Origin of the sequence: Bacillus sp. FSL K6-1366, from assembly GCF_037976695.1 — a bacterium.
Taxonomy (GTDB): domain Bacteria; phylum Bacillota; class Bacilli; order Bacillales; family Bacillaceae; genus Bacillus; species Bacillus subtilis.
Genome location: NZ_CP150268.1, coordinates 3,122,501 through 3,141,861, shown reverse-complemented (window position 1 = coordinate 3,141,861; position 19,361 = coordinate 3,122,501). Strand labels below are relative to the sequence as shown.

Sequence of the window (19,361 nt, the reverse complement as noted above, 5' to 3'; positions counted from 1 at the left end):
GATCCTCCTTACAACTTTGTGGATGTTTCAACCGATGCGCTTGGATCACAGGTATAGTCCCCGCTGTATTCGACGGTTTCAATCTGGCAATCCGGGCCGATGACCACTTTATTTCCGCGCACGGTTTTCGCCTTTGTATTTGTCAATTCAATCACGTCACCTTCGATCAGCTCTGCTGTTAGAACAGGCTGCGGCATCAATCTGAGCAATGTCAGCATTCCTTTTCTGCAGGTCACTTGAAGATGGCGGCAGCCGATCTCCCGCGCATAGCTTTCCCCTGCAGAAAGCTTAATGATCACCTGGTCTGCATTTAAAAGCCCGCTGATTTTGCATTTCCCTTCTGATTGAAAGGTTTCCGTTTCACAATCTGCTTCCATGACAGCTTTTCCGCTAATGTCAATGCCATCAGCCTTGACAGTGCCGCCAAATGTTGATGATCCAGCGATTTTCAATTGTTTTGCAGATACCTCTCCTTGGATAAAACCAGTGCCATTAATCCAGATAGATTCTGCTTCAACGTCTCCATGTATCTTTCCTGAACCGCTGATGGTTACCGCTTTCGCTTTAACGCTGCCGTCAGCTTTTCCGTTTCCATTAAAAGAAAAAGTATCACACTCCACGTCCCCGGTCACTGTCCCGCTGCCATTAATCTCAACAGATTGAAATGTTCCTCCCTTTGAACTTCCTGATCCGTTTATCACCAGCTTTTCCACTACATCCATCGATGGCCCTCCTGCATAAATGTTGTTTTTAATTCCTCTGAAGCTTTTAATAAATCTACCCGTTCCACAACCTTTACGGATGATTCAAACAAAATGCTGTCCGCCGCAGCCGCTATAAAACAAGTTGTGACACCGAGCTTGCGGAGCACAATCAGCTCCGTCTGTTTTTCAATCTCTTCATTATCATGCTTCTTTAATACCTCTGCAGCCATTTTTGCTTCTGCAAGGCTGACATTTCCAGACTGCAGCAGTCCCTCAAGCACATATAGCGAAAGCAAATCGCTGGATGAAAAAACCGGACTTCCTCCGTCTTCTGAATAGGCTTCAAGAGCAGGCCTTGAAACCAAACCTTTATGAAGCAATTCATCAGCGGTCATGCTGACATCCTTCATTTTCGGCGACAGCATTTCCCTCATTTCATCCAAAGACAAATTTTCTTTCATCTTTTGAATCATTGATATACGTTTTAAAATCTCCTCTCTCGGAAAAAACGTCTCTTGCCCTGTAAATGTGGATTTACGAATAAACCATTCCTCAGGTATTAAGTTTTTCCGCTTCCATCGATACAGCTGACCGTATGAAATCGATGTTCTTTCAAGTAATTCTTTTTTAGAGATTAATTGTTCTTCCATAAGTCCAGCTCCTTTGATGGGTACATTGTAACATAACACTGTTACGTTGTTAAGCCCAAAAACGAAACAAAGCATTTCAACATCCGCAAAAAAACCCGCCCATCATCGATGAGCGGGTTTTTTCACTATTTTAAATCACGGTAATTTTGCTGGCGCAGCGCTTCATAAACAAGAATTGCGGCAGTATTGGACAGATTTAACGATCTGACGTGCTCTGTCATCGGAAGACGCAGGCAGCGGTCCATATTATTTTGAATTAAATCCTTTGGCAAACCGCTTGTTTCTCTTCCGAACACGAAGAAATAATCCTCGTCAAGATCAGTGTAATCAAATGATGTATGAGGCTGCTGGCCAAATTTTGTAATAAAGAAAAACTTGCCTTTTTTATATGCCTCAAACAATTCTTCTAACGAATCATGATACACAACGTTAACAAACTCCCAATAATCGAGTCCGGCACGCTTCAGCATTTTATCATCCGTTGAAAAGCCGAGCGGACGAATCAGGTGTAGCGTTGTATTGGTTGCTGCACAAGTACGTGCAATATTCCCTGTGTTAGCGGGAATTTCTGGTTGATATAAAACGACATGTAATGCCACAATGTTCACCTCTGTTTTTCTTATCCGCCCATCATTATAACATTAATTACTCTTTTGTCGTATCATCAACGATATGAAAAAAGGCATATCGTATTGACGGCGTGTATGCCGCAGAATCCTCATATGACCAATACCTCATCCTGCTATCATAAGTCTGGGCGTTGACAAGCGGCATATTGCCTTTGTCCTTTGCCACGACAATCGTTGTATGATTAAACCGGCCGTCTCCTTCGAAGTCATAGCAAATCACATCGCCCGGCATCAGTTCTTCCGCTGATTTCACCCGCACCGCACGCAGTCCGGCCTTTGAATTCGACAAATACATTTTCATAGAGTGAGCCACCGTCCAGCTGTAGCTCCATGAGCTTTGTTTCATCCACCAGCCTGATCCCCTGTTCGGATGACCGCGCATCGGCGCGCCTCCTGCATGAAGACACTGAGAAATAAAATTTGTACAGTTATCGCTGAAATTTTTATAAGCAGGATTGCGCTTGTTCCAAAATTTCTCGGCATATTGGACAGCGCCGAGACGATCGTATTGAAAAGCCCTGCCAAACGCTTCTCTTTCCTCTTCAGCTTCAGAATAGTCAATAATACTGGTCCCTTCATGAAATCCAGCCGGCTTTTTCGCAATTTCCTGATCACTAATCAAAATGTGATCATACAGGAAAGCTATTCGCTCCTCTATGTGCTCTTCTATATACAAGCTGTCATCTTGTTCCTTACACACGTATTCGTAATGGATGGTATACGAAAGGCAGGTCGTTCCGTCATCCTCAACCCGCACATGATTAATCACGGCCTTTGCTTTCGCTTTTATGATGTCAACTTTACGTTTTTCCAGAAGCTTTTTCTTACGCTCCATGACTTTAAGGTCTCCGACTTGAGACTCCTGTCTCATAGCATGCCCGTTAACCAGAAAGCCCAGCCGCTCCTCCGCTAATTGTTCTAAAATGTGCTTCAAGCTCACCCCACCCGCCATACTTTTTTATAGAGAAAAAACACTTGGATGATCTCAAGTGTTTTTTCCTTCTGCTCTATACGTATGTCAGGACAAGCCTTGTTTAGTCATGCCTGAAGCTTTTAGCAAATCAATTCCTTTTTCAATTTCCAGCTTTGCCTCTTCATCCTTCTCTTTTTCCAGCGCTTTTTCAAGCTCTTCCGCGTATGCGGGGTCTCCGATTTTTCCGATTGCCCATGCGGCTGTCCCCCTGATGACAGGACGCGGATCCTTGTGCATCAGTTCCGCCAATTCAGGCAGTGCGGAAGCATCCTTAAAATGCGCAAGCGCGAGAATGGCGTTTCGCTGAATCGGTTTTTTTCCGCGCCAAGAACCTGAGACATGCCCGAATTTCTCCTTAAATTCCCGATTGCTGATGGTCAAAAGCGGCTTCAATAACGGTTTGGCAATCTCAGGATCAGGCTCCATTTCCGGATGAAGATGAAAATCCTTCCCTTTATTGAGAGGGCATACCGTTTGGCACGTATCGCACCCGTACAGGCGGTTTCCGATTTTTGTCCGGAATTCATCAGGCAAAAATCCTTTTGTCTGGGTCAGAAAAGAGATGCAGCGCTGCGCATTAAGCTGCCCGGGATTAACCAGGGCTCCCGTCGGACAGGCATCCAAGCATTTCGTGCAGGACCCGCACATATCTTCAATCGGCACATCAGGCTCAAAAGGGATATTTGTGATCATTTCCGCCAAATACACATAAGAGCCATACTCGGGTGTTGTGATCATACAGTTTTTCGCACTGAATCCGATGCCGGCACGTTCTGCAACGGCGCGATCAGACAATTCACCTGTATCAACCATTGACTTCGTTCTGATATCCTCATGCTTGCTTTTTAGAAAATCCTCCAGCAGATCAAGCTTTTCCCTCAGCACATCATGATAGTCTTTTCCCCAGGAGGCTCTGCAAAAAATGCCCCTGCGCTCAGTTCTCGTGCTTCTCGGCGCATCCTTCATTCTGGAAGGATATGCGAGAGCAATTGCCACTATTGATTTCGCTTTCGGCAAAAGAAGCTTCGGCGTCACCCTTTTTTCGATATCCGGCTCTTCAAAGCCGGAGAGATAGCCGAGTGATTCTTGAAGAATCAAACGGTCTTTTAAACTGTCAAAAGTATCAGCGGTCGTAAAACCAATCTTGTCCACGCCAATGCTTTTCGCGTATTCAATTAATTCTTCTTTGAGCTGATAAACGTTCATGTTTTGCACAGCCTCCTTTCTTTGTGATAAAACGATACAGCGTTTATAATAGGTTGATATCACGTAACTGGAGTGAATGCTAGTGAATATCAAACTTGATTCTGTTATTACTGAACGTGCGGCCGGCTTACATGCAGCTGCTGTCATTTATGAGAATATCGAAGTCGGCTCCTCACCGCAAATGCTGAAAGGCAGACTCCGCCTGTTTCAAGAATCCTTGTTTTTCGACTATGCGGACGGCGGTATATCCGATGAATCCTTCGTCAAGGAATGGCAGAAACTCTTTAAACAGCTTAACCCTTCATTTGAGGGAGAAACAACCCCAATGGAGGACATGCTGCTCCCGATATCCAAGGAACAATTCATGGAAAGTAAGGACTCGGCCCATGACACAATCGATTTTTTCGCATTAAAATATTCTCTGCCTATTATGATTTATGATGCCGGAAAGCTTCATGAGCCGGTCCGGATCTCATTGGGAGAAAAAGAAAACATACTGCTTTTCTCTGATGAAAACGGCATTTTTGGCGATTTCAAAAACAGCGTCAACCACTATCCCGTTTCAAACGAGACTAAGAATATGCTGCAAATCATTTTTTTCCCGCCATCTATTGAGAAAAGCAGCGCTGTTAACCTCTTATCATCATTAACGAAAATGTTTGAACAAATTCACGGCGGCACCCATACAGTACATTGGCTTACGTAAAAGAACACGAATGTCGTGTTCTTTTTTACATAAAAAAACGCAATACTTCGTTTATCTGAGAAACGAAACACTGCGTTAATAACGTATGTATGGAGCGGGTGATGAGAATCGAACTCACGACATCAGCTTGGAAGGCTGAGGTTTTACCACTAAACTACACCCGCATTTGTGGTTGTCAGTAACAGTACCGCTCTGACTTTTTTTATATTACATGTTTATTTATTTTTCGTCAAGGGAATATAAAAATTTTGTCGAAAAAAAGTTATCTTTTTGTAAAGTTGTTAAGTTCCATTTACATAATGTTAAGTATACTATACAATATAATAAATCGAGAAAGTGAAGGGGACAGACGTCATGATGAAAAATAAAGTAAAAGAGCTGAGGGCACGCTTCGGCTATTCTCAGGAAAAACTCGGAGAAACGGTCGGCGTCACAAGACAGACTGTGGCAGCGATTGAAAAAGGCGATTATGTTCCCTCACTGCTGTTAGCACTGAAAATCTGCAAAGCCTTCTCCATGAAAATGGAGGATGTCTTTTGGTTAGAGGAGGAAAACTAAGATGAGCATGAAAACAAAAGCAGCTTTTCACCTTGTATTATTTGGCCTTGCATGCTGGACGCTGATTTCATACTTTGAAGCCTCAGCAGGCATAGCATCTTTTTTCGGCACAAAGAGCGGCGGGATGGTATTTGAATTAAACCTCACCCCCTTTATTCTGTTTGTTGCGGCGTCTGCGGTTTATTTGTACTTACAGAAAAAAAGCCGCCCTGCCAGAAAGCAGCTACTTCTGCCTGATGAGTTTGAAGAGCAGGATGAAAGAGAGCAGATGATGACGGCAAAAGCATGTCGCGCGTCATATATCGCTGTCTACTTCTCGCTGCCTGCCGCAGCGGTTCTTCTCATTTTTTATCCGCTATTTCAATCGCGCATTCCGTTTTTCCCTATTATTATTGTGTTTATCATCATGATCATCCAGCACCTTTCCTACGTCATCTCTTTCAAGAAAAACGAAAAAAACTCCGGCGCGCTGTAATCGGCCGGAGTTTTTTCTTACCAGCTTGCTTTTTTCACACCGGGAATCTGGCCTTTATGGGCCAGCTCCCTGAAAGCGATTCTGGACATTTTAAACTTCCTCATATATGCTCTCGGGCGCCCCGTTACCATGCAGCGGTTGTGAAGCCTTCCCGGTGCTGAATCTCTTGGCAGCTTGCTGAGTGCCTCGTAATCTCCTTTTTCCTTCAACTCGCGTCTAATACCAGCGTATTGCTCAACAAGCTGTTGGCGTTTTAACTCTTTTGCCACTTTTGATTTTTTAGCCAAGTCACATAGCCTCCCTTTAAATCGAAATTGTTACGATTTAAAATGTATCATGCACCATTCAAAAAAGCAAGCATACCGCTTTGTAAAACAGACGGCCTGAAGCCGCCCATTCTAATGATGCAATTCCACATAATACAGTAACGCATCTTGATGCTTAATGAGCTCTTTTTTATGTTCAGAGGTGTGCATTGTCTCGTCAGTCCCTCTAATACTGCTGCCGATCAAAGCAGGCTTCTCGAAAGTAATCGGTTCCGGCGATGAAATATTCTGAGTCATTTCCTGTGTTGTGCTATCGTCGCGTTTCACCGATGAATCAGCCGCTATAGTTCCCTGTTTATCCACAATGCCAAAATGAATGGTGGTATGTTTATTCTTTCCTTCCCCCTCTTCATTCTCAAAATAAACAAATTGTATGGTATCAGTTTTTTCCTCTGAATAATCTGCACTAGCCGGTCCAAACCTCTCAACAAGCTTTCCCTTTTGATAATGTTCGATGTACATGTCAGCTGAAGAAATACCTTCACCGATATTGACGGCTTCGGCAGTGAATGCCTGTGAAGCTGCGACATCCATTCTGTTTTTTTCAAGATCTGATATGTCCGCCGCTTTGATTTCCATCTGTTTTGAATGTCCGCATGCTGACAGCATAGCTATGAGGCAAATGACTGCCGCGCTTCTCAATGTTTTCAGAAAAAAAGCCCCCTTTTTTTGAATATCATACCATGTTCGGGGGGCTGTATTTTAGTTAAACTCATGCATTTTTCTCTTTGACAAAATAAGTGTTTCCTACCGCTTCTCCCCTTTTGTTCTGAAGCTTTCTCGTCCGATCATTTTCAAACGGCAAAAGCGGAAATACAAGCTCTGCAAAATAATACGCTTCTTCTAAATGCGGATAGCCGGAGAATATAAACGATTCTATGCCGAGTGCCTGGTACTCCGCTATCCGGTCGGCAATCGTCTGCGGATCACCGACAAGAGCTGTTCCTGCCCCTCCTCTGACCAGGCCGATCCCCGCCCACAGATTCGGGCTGATTTCAAGCTTCGTCCGATCGCCTTGATGAAGGACGGCCATCCGCTGCTGGCCTGAAGAGTCGTAACGGCTCAAAGCTGCCTGCGCTTTGGCAATGGTGTCATCATCCAAGTGGCTGATCAAGCGCTCTGCCGCTTCCCATGCCTCTTGTTCAGTTTCACGGGCAATGACATGCAGCCTAATGCCAAATCGAACGGATCTCCCTTCTTTTGCCGCTTGCTTTTTGACTCTTTCTATCTTTTCTTTTACTTGTTCAGGCGGCTCACCCCATGTCAAGTACACGTCTGTATGCTTTGCGGCAGCTTCAATTCCAGCCTGTGACGAACCACCGAAATAGATGGGCGGATGCGGCTCTTGCTGCGGCGGGAAAAGCAGATTGCTGTTTTCCACTTTTATATGCTTTCCTTCATAGGAAACCGTTTCTCCCTGCAAAAGTCTCCGCCAAACGGTTAAAAATTCGTCTGTTGCCTCGTAGCGCTCATCATGGCTGATAAACAGGCCATCGCCTGCCAGCTCATACGGATCGCCCCCTGCCACAACGTTGATCAGCAGCCGGCCGTCTGAAATGCGGTCTAGGGTGGATGTCATTCTGGCTGCCAGAGAAGGCTGCATTAAACCAGGTCTTACCGCGACTAAAAACTTTAAGTCCTTTGTTTCTCCTGCCAGTGCCGACGCTGTAAGCCACGGGTCCTCGCACGATCTTCCCGTTGGCAGAAGAACTCCTGTATATCCCAGCCTGTCTGCCGCCTGCGCGACTTGTTTAAAGTAAAGATGATCCGCAGTCCGTCCATCACTTTCAGATCCTAAATATCTCGCGTCTCCATGAGTCGGTATAAACCAAAGAATTTCCATATTCATCTCCCCTTTATATCTTTTATCCTTCGTAGCTGTTTCTCCACTTTAACAGCTTTCGTTCAAGCAGCCTGACGAAGGAATCCGTCAGCTTTCCAACCACTGCAAAAATGATAATCCCTGCAAAGACTTTATTCGTTTGTGAAAACTGTCTCGCATCCATGATCATATAGCCGACTCCCGAGCTTGAGCCCATCAGCTCTGCCACAACGAGCCCGAGCCATGCAATGCCGAGCGATAAGCGAATGCCTAGCAATATATTGGGCAGGGCTGCCGGCAATATCACTTTGGATATCTGCTGATGCCATTTAAATTCAAGCACCCGGGCGACTTCAAACAGCTTCGCGTCAACCCCGCGGATGCCGTTAAACGTATTGATATAGACAGGAAAGAAGGCACCGAGCGCAATCAGCAAAATTTTAGATACTTCGTCAAATCCGAACCATAAAATAAACAGCGGCGTGACGGCCAGATGAGGTACGGTTCTAAGCATTTGCAACGACGGATCAAGATACAGCTCCGTCCGTTTGGAAAATCCGGCCAAAATCCCGATCATCAATCCAAGCCCCGCGCCAAGCAAAAAACCAAGTGCCGCCCGATAAATGCTGATTTGCAGATGGCCGAACAGTTCGCCGGACAAAATAAGCTCCTTAAAGGTCAGAACAATCGTAACAGGTGTAGGCAGCACTGTAGCGGACACAACCCCCAGCCCGCCGATGACCTGCCAGATGGCAATGATGACAGCGGGCAGTAAAAGCCCCTTCATCCAGCCGTATCTCTTCCTTCCGGGCTTTTTTCGCACCGCTTCCGCATTCGTTTTGGGCAGCGAGCCCGCAGCCTCTGCTTTCATCATTGATCACCTCCTGAGGAATGCTCCTCTAATGCTTTTTTGATAAAAGTGTTATCGACAACATCCTTCACATCAATCTTCTTATCTATCGCCTTTGTTCGAAATTGAAAATCTGCTGTTTCCTGCTGTGCTTTCACAATGTCGTCACTGATGATCTCATTAAGTGGCTCAGTATTTTTCAGCACATTTTCGACGACCTTTTTATCGAGATCTTTAATGTCAGAATATAAGTCCGCTGCTTCATCCAGATGTTCCTTTTGCCATACAACGGCTTTATTAAACACCTTCAGAAAACGGACCACTTCGTCTGGATGCTCTTCTGAAAACTTTGTTCTTACTAAAGTAAAACCCGGTGAATATAAATCTGTGCTTTCTCCGTTCACAAGGATTTTTGCTCCGTGTTTCATTGTTTCTAAGGACAAGTACGGCTCCCAAATGGACCAGGCATCAACAGATCCGTTTTCAAATGCGGAAGCTGCTTCATCAGGCTGAAGCTGAATAATTGTCACATCGTTAGCTGACAACCCCACTTGATCAAGCGCTTTATACAAAAAATCAAACCCGCTGCTGCCTTTGGCGACTGCAATTTTCTTCCCCTTTAAGCCCTTAACGTCTTGAATGCCGCTGTTTTGATTGACAAGGATGCCGTTTGCTTTCAAGCCGTCCTGAGACAAACCGATTTCTTTAAAGTCAATGCCTGCCGCCTGTCCAGCGATCACAGGCGAATTACCGACTTGAGAAAAATCAAGTTTGTCTGCCGCAAGGCCTTCAAATTGGGGCGGACCGCTTTGAAACTCCACCCATTTCACTTTGATGCCTTCTTTTTCAAATGCATCTTCGAACCAGCCTTTTTCTTTTGCGATCAAAAGGGGGCTTAAGCTTTGCTGAATACCAATACGAATTTCCTTCAATTGTTTGTGGTCACCGCTGGCTCCATTTGCTCCACAGCCTGCGAGCAGAAAAATAACGGCTACCAATACAATGAGTCCTTTTTTCATTTCCGCTTCCGCCCTTTCTATATCCCTGATCCTTCTGCGTACTCCAAATCTTCTGTTTTCTCGAATTCCGACAGCACTCTCTGTCTGATCGCCTGGAAATCCGCAGTCGTCCGGTTTCGCGGATACGCCAGCTGAATGGGCATCAGCTTATGGATTTTCCCCGGTTTGGCCTTAAGGATCGCAAGCTCATTTCCTAAATAAACAGATTCATCTATATCATGAGTCACGAGAATCATCGTTGTTTTTCTCCTCCTCCATATATCCAGCAGCACGTCCTGCAGGTGTTTTCTTGTAAAAGCGTCGAGTGCACCAAACGGTTCATCTAAAAGCAGCACCTCAGGCTCCCGCAGCAGGGCCCGGGCGATGGCTACTCTTTGTGACATGCCGCCTGACAGCTCGCGCGGATATGCTTTTTCCGATCCTTTCAATCTGACAATCTCGATCAGTTCATCCACCTTTTGTTTGACTTTTGGGTCCTTCAAATTCAAGTCGGCTGCAATATTCTGCTCAACAGTCAGCCAAGGAAAGAGGCGGTGTTCCTGAAAAATAAATCCTTGCTGAATACCCGGAGCTGTTACGCTGCGGCCGTTAATTTCAACACTCCCGTCATATTCAGAATCAAGCCCTGCAATAATCTTTAACAGGGTGCTTTTTCCGCACCCGCTCGGTCCGATAAGCGTTAGAAATTCGCCTGGTGCGATTGATAATTCTATGTTCTCTAAGACCGTGTTTTTGCGGCCCTCTTGAACAAATGCCTTTTCTTTGATGCTGATGGTCACAGCCACTTTTATCCCTCTCTTTCTGCCAACCCCGCCTTCAAAAAAACAAAAAGGCCCCCATCTCTGTTCTTGTAGAGATGAGAGCCTTCGGCGGTCCGATCAGCTGCCCAATTGTTTTTTTGTTTGAATAACATGTTAATTCAAATTATTCCGATATGTCAACTATTTTTTAAATACGATTTTTGATATCCTTGTTTATCACTTACTCTGCTTGTTTCGCAAATAGAGAAGGAAAAATTATTTCTCCAAAAATTATTAAGTGTCATAAAAATCTGTTACAACAAGGTTTTTCAACACTTTCGATACTAGATATCGATTAATAGAGATAACTATTTTATAATAATTATAAAATAATATTGACTTTTTACTTAGAGATGATATTATGTTCTTATAAATTCCAAGAGGTGATAACATGAGTTCAAATAAACTGACAACTAGCTGGGGCGCTCCGGTTGGAGATAATCAAAACTCAATGACTGCCGGTTCTCGCGGACCAACTTTAATTCAAGATGTACATTTACTCGAAAAATTGGCCCATTTCAACCGAGAACGTGTTCCTGAACGTGTTGTTCACGCCAAAGGAGCAGGCGCACACGGATATTTTGAAGTGACAAACGACGTAACAAAATACACGAAAGCCGCTTTCCTTTCTGAAGTCGGCAAACGCACACCGTTGTTCATCCGTTTCTCAACAGTTGCCGGTGAACTTGGCTCTGCTGACACAGTTCGCGACCCGCGCGGATTTGCTGTTAAATTTTATACTGAAGAAGGAAACTACGACATCGTCGGCAACAATACGCCTGTATTCTTTATCCGCGATGCGATTAAGTTCCCTGATTTCATCCATACACAAAAAAGAGATCCAAAAACACACCTGAAAAACCCTACGGCTGTATGGGATTTCTGGTCACTTTCACCAGAGTCACTTCACCAAGTGACAATCCTGATGTCTGACCGCGGAATTCCTGCAACACTTCGCCACATGCACGGCTTCGGAAGCCATACATTCAAATGGACAAATGCCGAAGGCGAAGGCGTATGGATTAAATATCATTTTAAAACGGAACAAGGCGTGAAAAACCTTGATGTCAATACGGCAGCAAAAATTGCCGGTGAAAACCCTGATTACCATACAGAAGACCTTTTCAATGCAATCGAAAACGGTGATTATCCTGCATGGAAACTATATGTGCAAATCATGCCTTTAGAAGATGCAAACACGTACCGTTTCGATCCGTTTGATGTCACAAAAGTTTGGTCTCAAAAAGACTACCCGTTAATCGAGGTCGGACGCATGGTTCTAGACAGAAATCCGGAAAACTACTTTGCAGAGGTAGAACAAGCGACATTTTCACCTGGAACACTCGTGCCTGGTATTGATGTTTCACCGGATAAAATGCTTCAAGGCCGACTGTTTGCTTATCATGATGCACACCGCTACCGTGTCGGTGCAAACCATCAAGCGCTGCCAATCAACCGCGCACGCAACAAAGTAAACAATTATCAGCGTGATGGACAAATGCGCTTTGATGATAACGGCGGCGGATCTGTGTATTACGAGCCTAACAGCTTCGGCGGTCCAAAAGAGTCACCTGAGGATAAGCAAGCAGCATATCCGGTACAAGGCATCGCTGACAGCGTAAGCTACGATCACAACGATCACTACACTCAAGCCGGTGATCTGTATCGTTTAATGAGTGAAGATGAACGTACCCGCCTTGTTGAAAATATCGTTAATGCTATGAAGCCGGTAGAAAAAGAAGAAATCAAGCTGCGCCAAATCGAGCACTTCTACAAAGCGGATCCTGAATACGGAAAACGCGTGGCAGAAGGCCTTGGATTGCCGATTAAAAAAGATGCTTAATGTAGAAATGCAAAAACCCGCTGTAGTCAGCGGGTTTTTTTATATTTAGTTACACATTGCGTATGCTTCTCATCAATCTTCATATAAATTTCTTCCATGAGCTCCGCGCTGTTTATAATCTCTCGTTTGTTTTTTTCAATCAGCAGCTCAAGCGGCAAAATCTGATTCCCGTAGGTTTTTCGCTTCCTGAATCGTTTTCTCCCCTTTTCTTTTTTGACTCCCATCAATAATCCCTCCTTTTTCATACAAAAAAGGCCCTTATCTAAACGATAAGAGCCTTCGGTGTTCCGATCAGCGCGATAAATTTGAAAAATTTGTACTGACCATGTTAATTCATACAATACCGACCTGTCAACTATTTTTTAAGGGAGTTGACACTGTATCAGATTGCATCCCCGCTTTTTCCTTATACACTCTTTTCCCTTGACGCATAAGCTAGAGAAACTAGAATACGAGAGAAAGAGATGTGGGAGTGTGGAAAAGACAAAATTGACCGGACGTATCGTGACACGGGATGATCCGGACTATAACGAAGCAAGAACCAATATTAACCTAAGCTTAGAAAGGTATCCTGACATCATTGTGTTTTGCCAAAACAAACAGGATGCACTCAATGCGCTGAAATGGGCGCGTGAAAACCGTGTGCCTTTCCGTATTAGAGGCGGCAGACACAGCTATGAGAACTTTTCCCTTTTAAATAACGGTCTTGTTATTGATTTAAGCGAGATGAAAAAAATAACTGTGAATCAGGATAAAAAGCTGGCCTATATTGAAGCGGGGGCTGAATTGGGAGAAGTCTATCGGACACTCTGGCAATACGGCCTGACGCTTCCAGCAGGCACCATTGCTAATGTAGGGCTCACAGGTTTAACTCTCGGAGGGGGAATTGGACTTTTAACAAGGGCTGCCGGTCTTACTTGTGACAGCCTCGTGCAGCTTGAGATGATCGTAGCAGACGAAAAAGAGGGCGCTGATCTGATTACAGTCAGCTGTTCAAATCATCCAGACTTATTTTGGGCGTCTCAGGGAGGCGGAGGAGGCAATTTCGGCATAGTCACCACCATGACATTTAAAGCAGTGCCCATCTCTCAAGTGTCGATTTTTTCTATTACATGGGGATGGGATGATTTTGAGGAAGTATTTAACACGTGGCAGCACTGGGCCCCGTATACAGATGACCGGCTTACATCATCAATAGAGTTTTGGCCTAAAGAAGTAAACCGCATAGAAGCCCTCGGCCAATTTGTCGGGCCAAAAACAGAGTTAAAAAAACTGTTAAAGCCTTTATTGAAAGCAGGAAGTCCGACAAGCGGAATGGTAAAAACAACGCCATTCATTGAAGCGGTAACCTTTTTTAACAGCCCGGGAGGCAATCAGCCTCAAAAAATGAAACGCTCCGGCTCTTTCATTGAAAAGCCAGTATCAGAACGTGCGATCTCAACAATAAAACACTTTTTAGAGCACGCTCCGAATCAAAACGCCAGTATCTGGCAGCAAGCACTCGGCGGGGCAGCCGGACGGATCGCTCCCGACCAAACGGCATTTTATTATCGTGACGCAATCATTGCCCAGGAATACTTAACAAACTGGACATCCCCTGGAGAAAAAAGACAAAACGTCCGCTGGATTGAGGGGCTGAGAACGTCCCTTTCGAGAGAAACGATGGGAGACTACGTAAATTGGCCAGATATCGAAATCAGAAACTGGCCAAGAACATATTACGGCGAAAACGTTGAACGACTCCGCCGTGTCAAAACGAAATATGATCCAGAAAATGTTTTCCGCTTTGAACAGAGTATTCCTCCGCTTCGACGCTCTCTGTTTTTCTAAAAAAATGAAGATGGAGCATTCTCCATCTTCATCTTTTTTATTGATATAAATTGCTTCCCGTATCGACAAACTCTTTTGCTTTTTCTTTTAATCCTTTATTTATGGCTTCTGCTTCACTGAGATCGTTTTTCTTCGCATAATCCCGAATATCCTGTGAAATTCTCATGCTGCAAAACTTCGGACCGCACATGGAACAAAAGTGAGCGGTTTTTGCTCCTTCAGCAGGCAGGGTTTCATCATGGTATTCAAGGGCTCTCTCCGGATCAAGAGATAAATTAAACTGATCCCGCCAGCGGAATTCAAAACGGGCTTTCGATAACGCATCATCCCGGATTTGTGCTCCGGGATGCCCTTTTGCAAGATCCGCAGCGTGCGCAGCGATCTTATATGTAATGACTCCTTCACGAACATCATCACGGTTTGGCAGCCCTAAATGCTCCTTCGGCGTTACATAACAAAGCATTGCTGTCCCGTACCAACCGATCATCGCCGCTCCGATCGCTGAAGTAATATGGTCATATCCCGGAGCAATATCCGTTGTCAACGGCCCCAATGTGTAAAAAGGCGCTTCTTTACAAATGTCCATTTGTTTATCGACATTCTCTTTGATTTTATGCATCGGAACATGGCCAGGACCCTCAATCATCACCTGAACATCATGCTTCCAGGCAATTTGCGTCAGCTCTCCAAGCGTCTCTAATTCAGCAAACTGCGCTTCGTCATTGGCATCAGCAATTGATCCGGGACGCAAACCATCCCCAAGAGAGAAAGCAATATCATACATTTTCATAATCTCACATATTTCTTCAAAATGTGTGTATAAAAAGCTTTCTTGATGATGAGCCAGACACCACTGCGCCATAATCGCTCCCCCGCGTGACACGATACCAGTTGTCCGTTTGGCAGTCAGCGGTACATACCTAAGCAAAACACCCGCGTGAATCGTAAAATAATCCACTCCCTGCTCTGCCTGCTCGATTAGCGTATCACGATAAATCTCCCACGTTAAATCCTCAGCTACGCCGTTTACTTTTTCAAGCGCCTGATAAATCGGAACAGTTCCCACAGGCACGGGGCAATTGCGGATAATCCATTCACGCGTCGTATGAATATCTTTTCCGGTAGAGAGATCCATCATCGTATCCGCTCCCCAGCGGATGGCCCACGTCATTTTTTCCACTTCTTCTTCAATGGATGACGTAACCGCTGAATTCCCGATATTTGCATTAATCTTCACATGAAAATTCCGGCCGATAATCATTGGCTCACTTTCAGGGTGATTAATGTTTGAGGGAATAATCGCCCGGCCGCTGGCTACCTCGTCTCTGACGAATTCAGGAGACACATGCTCACGAATGGCGATAAATTCCATCTCAGGTGTAATGATCCCCTTTTTTGCATAGTGCATTTGTGTGACATTTTGACCTGCCTTCGCCCTCAGCGGTTTCCGCTTTAATCCTGGATAGCTTACGTTTGGTTTTGCTTTTTTATAACCGTTATCTTCTGGTTTTATAGCCCGACCTTCATACTCTTCCACGTCACCGCGCTCTGTGATCCATTTTTGGCGGAGCGGCTTTAATCCTTCTTGAATATTAATGGTTACTTCAGGGTCCGTATACGGTCCGCTTGTATCATAGACACGCACAGGCGCGTTTTCCTCTTCGCCGAACGATCCCGTCGTCGGACTCAATGCAATCTCCCTCATCGGCACTTGGATGTCCGAAGAAGAACCCTCCACGTATACCTTCTTGCTGCCTGAAAAACTTGACATAATGGAAATGTTGGCTTGCTGCACTGAATTGTTTTGCATTACTTTTCCTTCCCCTTTCTAAGTTTGAAAGGACAAAATCAAGCCCATAACCAGCACAAAAAACCGGATTCATATAAATGAACCCGGTTACAGTCAGAAAGAAACATATTATTGCCCAGCAAGACAATAACAAAAACAATTCCTCTACTTCCCCACGCTGGTACGAACCAGATCAGGTCCAAAGGGTTAAGAAGCTTGCCTTCTCTCTCAGCCCGAAAGCGGGCACCCCCAGTAACTATTGATTTCGCACTCATCTTATCATAAAATCAATCTGAAAAAAAGAGGAATATAGATAATATTCAGCCAATTTCACCCTAAATATTTGACCGGCAACGGGATTTCAGCTATTTCATGTTCAGCCATCATCACCCGATATGCCTTTGCACCCGACCTTGAACTCACAGTCTGAAACAGCTGATCATTTATGAAATGGAGAGCAGCCCCATCATCCGCTGCATAGCCACTGCATAAGAACTTGTTAGATATCAGCTGGTGGTATGCCGGTCTCCGATCCTTTTCCCCGTCATAATGGGGACAAAAGCTCCCTTGCAAAAAACCTAAACTTTTCAAACTTGTCAGCGGTCCGGCTGAATCTGTCACCCCTTCCTCAAACCAGCAGATCGCACCGGCACTTATTCCAGCTACAACCACACCGTTCTTCCATGCTTCCCTGAGAATATGGTCCAGCCCCCACTCTTTCCATAACACAAGTAAATTCCGCGTATTTCCCCCGCCAACATAAATCACGTCCATTTCCATAACAAAAGAAGCTAAATCTGATGATGGCGGCTTAAACAAAGATAAATGAGACGGCACGCAATCCAATGTTTGAAATGCATGATAAAACCGCTGAATATAGTTTTGGGAATCTCCGCTCGCCGTCGGCAAAAAACAAATACGAGGCTGCTCTCGTTTTGATTGATTGAGGATATATTGATCGAGGGACAAATTATCCGGCTCCATCGAAAAACCCCCGCCCCCCATCGCAATAATCTGCTTCATCATCACACCCCCCAACAAAATTTGTTGCTTATTATAGCATTTTGTATAGAAGCAAGAAACAAAGTCAAATACTTTCTTATCAGGAGCTGCTAAAAAAACAAAGGAGGTGGTTTCCCATTGAACAAAGTCTTTGTCCCAAAGATATTCTTGATTTGTTAACAACAATAAAAACCAGCATTAACAAATACACTGTCGCAACAACAGCAACCGAAAATCCCCACATCAGAAGAGCATTGCATGATCAATTAGATACAGCTGTTTATCTCCATGATGAACTGTCAGATCTTCTGTTAGAAAAGGGGTGGCTCGGGTGAGCAATTCCAAATCGATTCGCTTTTATCTTACAGCAAAGACCACAAAAAGAGACGGGATCTCAAAGATGAGATGCCGTCTCTTTTTTATTGCTCCACTCTTCTTAAAGCCTCATTTACCGTTTCTTTTATAAACACGTCTTCACCGCTTAATCGGTCTAAACTGAGATCGCCGTTTCTCAGCCTTTCGGAAATATTGTTTATATCCTCCTCTACTGTGATTTGCAGCTCACCAGCCAAAAACATTCTGTGTAATTCATCTGCAACCAAACTTTCTTTATTCACTTCCATCCACTCCTTTATTTTCAATATTATTCTTAGTCTGTCCCTAGGCCGAGACGAATAATAGGAAAAAAGTATGAATCAAACGAATCTTTTTTCCTCCTTCTTACGTATATCTGTTGAGAAAAAAGAAAAAGGGGAAGATCTAACATGTCATTTTTTAAGAAGCTTGCGGCAAGTGCCGGAATTGGAGCTGCAAAAGTAGATACAATTTTAGAAAAAGACGCATATTTTCCAGGAGAAGAAGTACAGGGAACGGTACATGTCAAAGGCGGAAAAATCGCTCAGGACATCCGTTATATCGATTTACAGCTTAGCACACGGTATGTCATTGTAAAAGACGATGAAGAGCACCGGAAATACGCTACAATTCATTCTTTCCGGGTCACTGGTTCATTTACCATACAGCCTGGTGAAGAGCATCAATTTCCGTTCACATTCACTCTGCCTCTAGATACGCCGATCACTGTAGGGAAAGTAGAGGTTGCCGTGGTGACAGACCTTGACATTCAAGGCGGTATCGATAAATCCGATCATGACCGCATTTTCGTTGAAGCGCACCCTTGGATTGAAAATGTGCTTGAAGCAATCGAAAACCTGGGCTTCCGTCTTAACGAAGCAGACTGCGAACAAGCGCCCTACTTCCAGCGTCGTCTTCCGTTCGTTCAAGAATTCGAATTCGTTCCGACTTCCGGATATTATCGTCAGATGCTTGATGAATTAGAGCTCATTTTCCTTTTAGACGAAGACGGTTTGGAAATCATTTTCGAAGTCGACCGCAGAGCAAGAGGACTCCGAGGGTGGTTGGAAGAGATGTATAATGACGGAGAACAGCTTGTACGCGTCCGTTTCAGCCAATCAGAGCTTGAAGATACAGAAGAGCTAGAAGAGGTGCTAGAAGAGATCCTAGACCAATACGCTGAGTAAGTATAAAAAGGAGCCTCGGTTCCTTTTCTTTAATAAAAAATAAAAACCCGTTTCTGTTAAGAAACGGGTTTTTCAGTATACCGGTGGTCGGGGTCGAACCGACACTCCAGAAGGAACACGATTTTGAGTCGTGCGCGTCTGCCAATTCCGCCACACCGGCAAGTTTTACGTCGTATCTAACCGACGAATATAAATATATCATGGATCTCATAAAGTGTCAACGTATTTCAAAAAAGTTTTTATGGAAATATAAAATAAAAGTGTTGAAAGACTAGCTATACAGCCGCTTTATACTAGGCCTCGGAACTTAACTTGTTATGATAAATCAAAGCATTAAAAAAATGATCTACTTATGTAGATCATTAATATGATTAGTTATAATGATAAAACACAAACACCAATTCAACTTACCATGTAAGTAAAATTGGTGCCGAGGGCCGGACTTGAACCGGCACGGTAGTCACCTACCGCAGGATTTTAAGTCCTGTGTGTCTGCCAATTCCACCACCCCGGCAATAAGAAGGCGACACCCGGATTCGAACCGGGGATAAAGGTTTTGCAGACCTCTGCCTTACCACTTGGCTATGCCGCCGTAATTGGAGCGGAAGACGGGATTCGAACCCGCGACCCCCACCTTG

The 19,361-nt window shown here is 44.5% G+C and carries 22 protein-coding genes, 5 tRNA genes and 1 riboswitch (1 of these 28 cut by a window edge); of the genes, 7 read left to right on the top strand and 20 right to left on the bottom strand.

Features of this window, described 5'->3' with window-relative positions:
* Positions 1-8: 8 nt before the first annotated feature.
* The 5 genes from MHI44_RS16440 to queG all read right to left on the bottom strand — a co-directional run bounded on the left by MHI44_RS16440 (position 9) and on the right by queG (position 4,162).
* A complete protein-coding gene (locus MHI44_RS16440; RefSeq protein WP_339202439.1) occupies positions 9-722 on the bottom strand; it encodes a polymer-forming cytoskeletal protein in 714 nt (237 codons plus the stop codon).
* Positions 713-1,354 carry a YhbD family protein gene (locus MHI44_RS16435; protein ID WP_033883013.1) on the bottom strand — a complete coding sequence of 214 codons (642 nt, stop codon included), beginning with the start codon at positions 1,352-1,354 and terminating at the stop codon, positions 713-715. The genes MHI44_RS16440 and MHI44_RS16435 overlap by 10 nt, the downstream gene beginning before the upstream one ends.
* 125 nt (positions 1,355-1,479) lie before the next feature.
* Entirely contained in the window at positions 1,480-1,962 is a 483-nt protein-coding gene (gene trmL, locus MHI44_RS16430) for a tRNA (uridine(34)/cytosine(34)/5-carboxymethylaminomethyluridine(34)-2'-O)-methyltransferase TrmL (protein ID WP_010886453.1), read from the bottom strand.
* A 37-nt stretch (positions 1,963-1,999) separates the two neighbouring features.
* On the bottom strand, positions 2,000-2,935 hold the full coding sequence (locus MHI44_RS16425) for an amidase domain-containing protein (RefSeq protein ID WP_339202438.1): 936 nt from the start codon (positions 2,933-2,935) through the stop codon (positions 2,000-2,002).
* Positions 2,936-3,001: 66 nt separating this feature from the next.
* Positions 3,002-4,162 carry a tRNA epoxyqueuosine(34) reductase QueG gene (gene queG, locus MHI44_RS16420; protein WP_046160365.1) on the bottom strand — a complete coding sequence of 387 codons (1,161 nt, stop codon included), beginning with the start codon at positions 4,160-4,162 and terminating at the stop codon, positions 3,002-3,004.
* An 82-nt stretch (positions 4,163-4,244) separates the two neighbouring features.
* Between queG and MHI44_RS16415 the strand changes: the two genes are divergently transcribed.
* Positions 4,245-4,868 carry a B3/4 domain-containing protein gene (locus MHI44_RS16415; protein ID WP_052720005.1) on the top strand — a complete coding sequence of 208 codons (624 nt, stop codon included), beginning with the start codon at positions 4,245-4,247 and terminating at the stop codon, positions 4,866-4,868.
* A gap of 90 nt (positions 4,869-4,958) precedes the next feature.
* Here the strand turns inward: MHI44_RS16415 and MHI44_RS16410 are convergent.
* Positions 4,959-5,032 (bottom strand) — tRNA-Gly (locus MHI44_RS16410).
* Between the two features lie 193 nt (positions 5,033-5,225).
* Between MHI44_RS16410 and MHI44_RS16405 the strand changes: the two genes are divergently transcribed.
* Complete coding sequence (locus MHI44_RS16405) at positions 5,226-5,426, top strand: helix-turn-helix transcriptional regulator (protein WP_009966860.1); 201 nt, start codon at positions 5,226-5,228, stop codon at positions 5,424-5,426.
* Between the two features lies 1 nt (position 5,427).
* A complete protein-coding gene (locus MHI44_RS16400; RefSeq protein WP_339202436.1) occupies positions 5,428-5,901 on the top strand; it encodes a hypothetical protein in 474 nt (157 codons plus the stop codon).
* Positions 5,902-5,918: 17 nt separating this feature from the next.
* On the opposite strand, the gene rpsN is transcribed toward MHI44_RS16400, so the two are convergent.
* The 6 genes from rpsN to MHI44_RS16370 all read right to left on the bottom strand — a co-directional run bounded on the left by rpsN (position 5,919) and on the right by MHI44_RS16370 (position 10,703).
* Positions 5,919-6,188, bottom strand: coding sequence for a 30S ribosomal protein S14 (gene rpsN / locus MHI44_RS16395; protein WP_003233455.1), 270 nt, complete (start codon positions 6,186-6,188; stop codon positions 5,919-5,921).
* 111 nt (positions 6,189-6,299) lie between these two features.
* Complete coding sequence (locus MHI44_RS16390; RefSeq protein WP_339202435.1) at positions 6,300-6,836, bottom strand: hypothetical protein; 537 nt, start codon at positions 6,834-6,836, stop codon at positions 6,300-6,302.
* Between the two features lie 103 nt (positions 6,837-6,939).
* Positions 6,940-8,070, bottom strand: coding sequence for an FMNH2-dependent alkanesulfonate monooxygenase (gene ssuD, locus MHI44_RS16385; protein ID WP_003245787.1), 1,131 nt, complete (start codon positions 8,068-8,070; stop codon positions 6,940-6,942).
* Between the two features lie 22 nt (positions 8,071-8,092).
* Positions 8,093-8,923: an ABC transporter permease gene (locus MHI44_RS16380; protein ID WP_010886451.1), complete on the bottom strand. Its 831-nt coding sequence runs from the start codon at positions 8,921-8,923 to the stop codon at positions 8,093-8,095.
* Complete coding sequence (locus MHI44_RS16375) at positions 8,920-9,918, bottom strand: aliphatic sulfonate ABC transporter substrate-binding protein (protein WP_003245431.1); 999 nt, start codon at positions 9,916-9,918, stop codon at positions 8,920-8,922. The genes MHI44_RS16380 and MHI44_RS16375 overlap by 4 nt, the downstream gene beginning before the upstream one ends.
* A 17-nt stretch (positions 9,919-9,935) precedes the next feature.
* Positions 9,936-10,703: an ABC transporter ATP-binding protein gene (locus MHI44_RS16370; RefSeq protein WP_076457945.1), complete on the bottom strand. Its 768-nt coding sequence runs from the start codon at positions 10,701-10,703 to the stop codon at positions 9,936-9,938.
* A 406-nt stretch (positions 10,704-11,109) separates the two neighbouring features.
* On the opposite strand from MHI44_RS16370, the gene katA reads away from it, so the two are divergent.
* Positions 11,110-12,561: a catalase KatA gene (gene katA / locus MHI44_RS16365; protein ID WP_014476225.1), complete on the top strand. Its 1,452-nt coding sequence runs from the start codon at positions 11,110-11,112 to the stop codon at positions 12,559-12,561.
* A 26-nt stretch (positions 12,562-12,587) separates the two neighbouring features.
* On the opposite strand, the gene senS is transcribed toward katA, so the two are convergent.
* Positions 12,588-12,785, bottom strand: a complete 198-nt coding sequence (gene senS / locus MHI44_RS16360) for a transcriptional regulator SenS (protein ID WP_003245192.1) — start codon at positions 12,783-12,785, stop codon at positions 12,588-12,590.
* A gap of 250 nt (positions 12,786-13,035) precedes the next feature.
* On the opposite strand from senS, the gene MHI44_RS16355 reads away from it, so the two are divergent.
* Positions 13,036-14,391: an FAD-binding oxidoreductase gene (locus tag MHI44_RS16355; RefSeq protein ID WP_339202433.1), complete on the top strand. Its 1,356-nt coding sequence runs from the start codon at positions 13,036-13,038 to the stop codon at positions 14,389-14,391.
* A gap of 37 nt (positions 14,392-14,428) precedes the next feature.
* On the opposite strand, the gene thiC is transcribed toward MHI44_RS16355, so the two are convergent.
* Together thiC and MHI44_RS16345 are read right to left on the bottom strand one after the other, a co-directional pair.
* On the bottom strand, positions 14,429-16,201 hold the full coding sequence (gene thiC / locus MHI44_RS16350; RefSeq protein WP_003233473.1) for a phosphomethylpyrimidine synthase ThiC: 1,773 nt from the start codon (positions 16,199-16,201) through the stop codon (positions 14,429-14,431).
* Positions 16,202-16,333: 132 nt separating this feature from the next.
* A riboswitch (TPP riboswitch) is annotated at positions 16,334-16,441 on the bottom strand.
* A gap of 69 nt (positions 16,442-16,510) precedes the next feature.
* The gene (locus MHI44_RS16345; protein ID WP_015715544.1) at positions 16,511-17,203 is read right to left on the bottom strand and encodes a Type 1 glutamine amidotransferase-like domain-containing protein; all 693 of its coding nucleotides are present in this window, start codon (positions 17,201-17,203) and stop codon (positions 16,511-16,513) included.
* 41 nt (positions 17,204-17,244) lie between these two features.
* Between MHI44_RS16345 and MHI44_RS16340 the strand changes: the two genes are divergently transcribed.
* A complete protein-coding gene (locus tag MHI44_RS16340) occupies positions 17,245-17,517 on the top strand; it encodes a spore coat protein (protein ID WP_010886449.1) in 273 nt (90 codons plus the stop codon).
* Positions 17,518-17,601: 84 nt separating this feature from the next.
* Here the strand turns inward: MHI44_RS16340 and MHI44_RS16335 are convergent, their stop codons facing one another.
* The gene (locus MHI44_RS16335; protein WP_003233478.1) at positions 17,602-17,805 is read right to left on the bottom strand and encodes a hypothetical protein; all 204 of its coding nucleotides are present in this window, start codon (positions 17,803-17,805) and stop codon (positions 17,602-17,604) included.
* A gap of 141 nt (positions 17,806-17,946) precedes the next feature.
* Here MHI44_RS16335 and spo0M point away from each other — a divergent pair, with 141 nt between their 5' ends.
* Positions 17,947-18,723, top strand: a complete 777-nt coding sequence (gene spo0M, locus MHI44_RS16330; protein WP_003233481.1) for a sporulation control protein Spo0M — start codon at positions 17,947-17,949, stop codon at positions 18,721-18,723.
* Positions 18,724-18,801: 78 nt separating this feature from the next.
* Here spo0M and MHI44_RS16325 read toward each other — a convergent pair.
* From MHI44_RS16325 to MHI44_RS16310, 4 genes are all read right to left on the bottom strand, one after another.
* Positions 18,802-18,883: transfer RNA gene (locus tag MHI44_RS16325), tRNA-Leu, on the bottom strand.
* 265 nt (positions 18,884-19,148) lie between these two features.
* Positions 19,149-19,237 (bottom strand) — tRNA-Leu (locus MHI44_RS16320).
* 7 nt (positions 19,238-19,244) lie between these two features.
* Positions 19,245-19,315, bottom strand: a tRNA-Cys gene (locus MHI44_RS16315).
* Between the two features lie 5 nt (positions 19,316-19,320).
* Positions 19,321-19,361, bottom strand: a tRNA-Gly gene (locus MHI44_RS16310) (it continues 34 nt past the right edge of the window).

What these genes read in the sequence shown, in the direction of transcription:
- MHI44_RS16440 (WP_339202439.1), bottom strand. Translation starts at nt 722, where the DNA reads ATGGATGTAGTGGAAAAGCTGGTGATAAACGGATCAGGAAGTTCAAAG.
- MHI44_RS16435 (WP_033883013.1), bottom strand. Translation starts at nt 1,354, where the DNA reads ATGGAAGAACAATTAATCTCTAAAAAAGAATTACTTGAAAGAACATCG.
- MHI44_RS16425 (WP_339202438.1), bottom strand. Translation starts at nt 2,935, where the DNA reads ATGGCGGGTGGGGTGAGCTTGAAGCACATTTTAGAACAATTAGCGGAG.
- queG (WP_046160365.1), bottom strand. Translation starts at nt 4,162, where the DNA reads ATGAACGTTTATCAGCTCAAAGAAGAATTAATTGAATACGCGAAAAGC.
- MHI44_RS16405 (WP_009966860.1), top strand. Translation starts at nt 5,226, where the DNA reads ATGAAAAATAAAGTAAAAGAGCTGAGGGCACGCTTCGGCTATTCTCAG.
- MHI44_RS16400 (WP_339202436.1), top strand. Translation starts at nt 5,428, where the DNA reads ATGAGCATGAAAACAAAAGCAGCTTTTCACCTTGTATTATTTGGCCTT.
- MHI44_RS16390 (WP_339202435.1), bottom strand. Translation starts at nt 6,836, where the DNA reads ATGCTGTCAGCATGCGGACATTCAAAACAGATGGAAATCAAAGCGGCG.
- ssuD (WP_003245787.1), bottom strand. Translation starts at nt 8,070, where the DNA reads ATGGAAATTCTTTGGTTTATACCGACTCATGGAGACGCGAGATATTTA.
- MHI44_RS16380 (WP_010886451.1), bottom strand. Translation starts at nt 8,923, where the DNA reads ATGATGAAAGCAGAGGCTGCGGGCTCGCTGCCCAAAACGAATGCGGAA.
- MHI44_RS16375 (WP_003245431.1), bottom strand. Translation starts at nt 9,918, where the DNA reads ATGAAAAAAGGACTCATTGTATTGGTAGCCGTTATTTTTCTGCTCGCA.
- katA (WP_014476225.1), top strand. Translation starts at nt 11,110, where the DNA reads ATGAGTTCAAATAAACTGACAACTAGCTGGGGCGCTCCGGTTGGAGAT.
- senS (WP_003245192.1), bottom strand. Translation starts at nt 12,785, where the DNA reads ATGGGAGTCAAAAAAGAAAAGGGGAGAAAACGATTCAGGAAGCGAAAA.
- thiC (WP_003233473.1), bottom strand. Translation starts at nt 16,201, where the DNA reads ATGCAAAACAATTCAGTGCAGCAAGCCAACATTTCCATTATGTCAAGT.
- MHI44_RS16345 (WP_015715544.1), bottom strand. Translation starts at nt 17,203, where the DNA reads ATGAAGCAGATTATTGCGATGGGGGGCGGGGGTTTTTCGATGGAGCCG.
- MHI44_RS16335 (WP_003233478.1), bottom strand. Translation starts at nt 17,805, where the DNA reads ATGGAAGTGAATAAAGAAAGTTTGGTTGCAGATGAATTACACAGAATG.
- spo0M (WP_003233481.1), top strand. Translation starts at nt 17,947, where the DNA reads ATGTCATTTTTTAAGAAGCTTGCGGCAAGTGCCGGAATTGGAGCTGCA.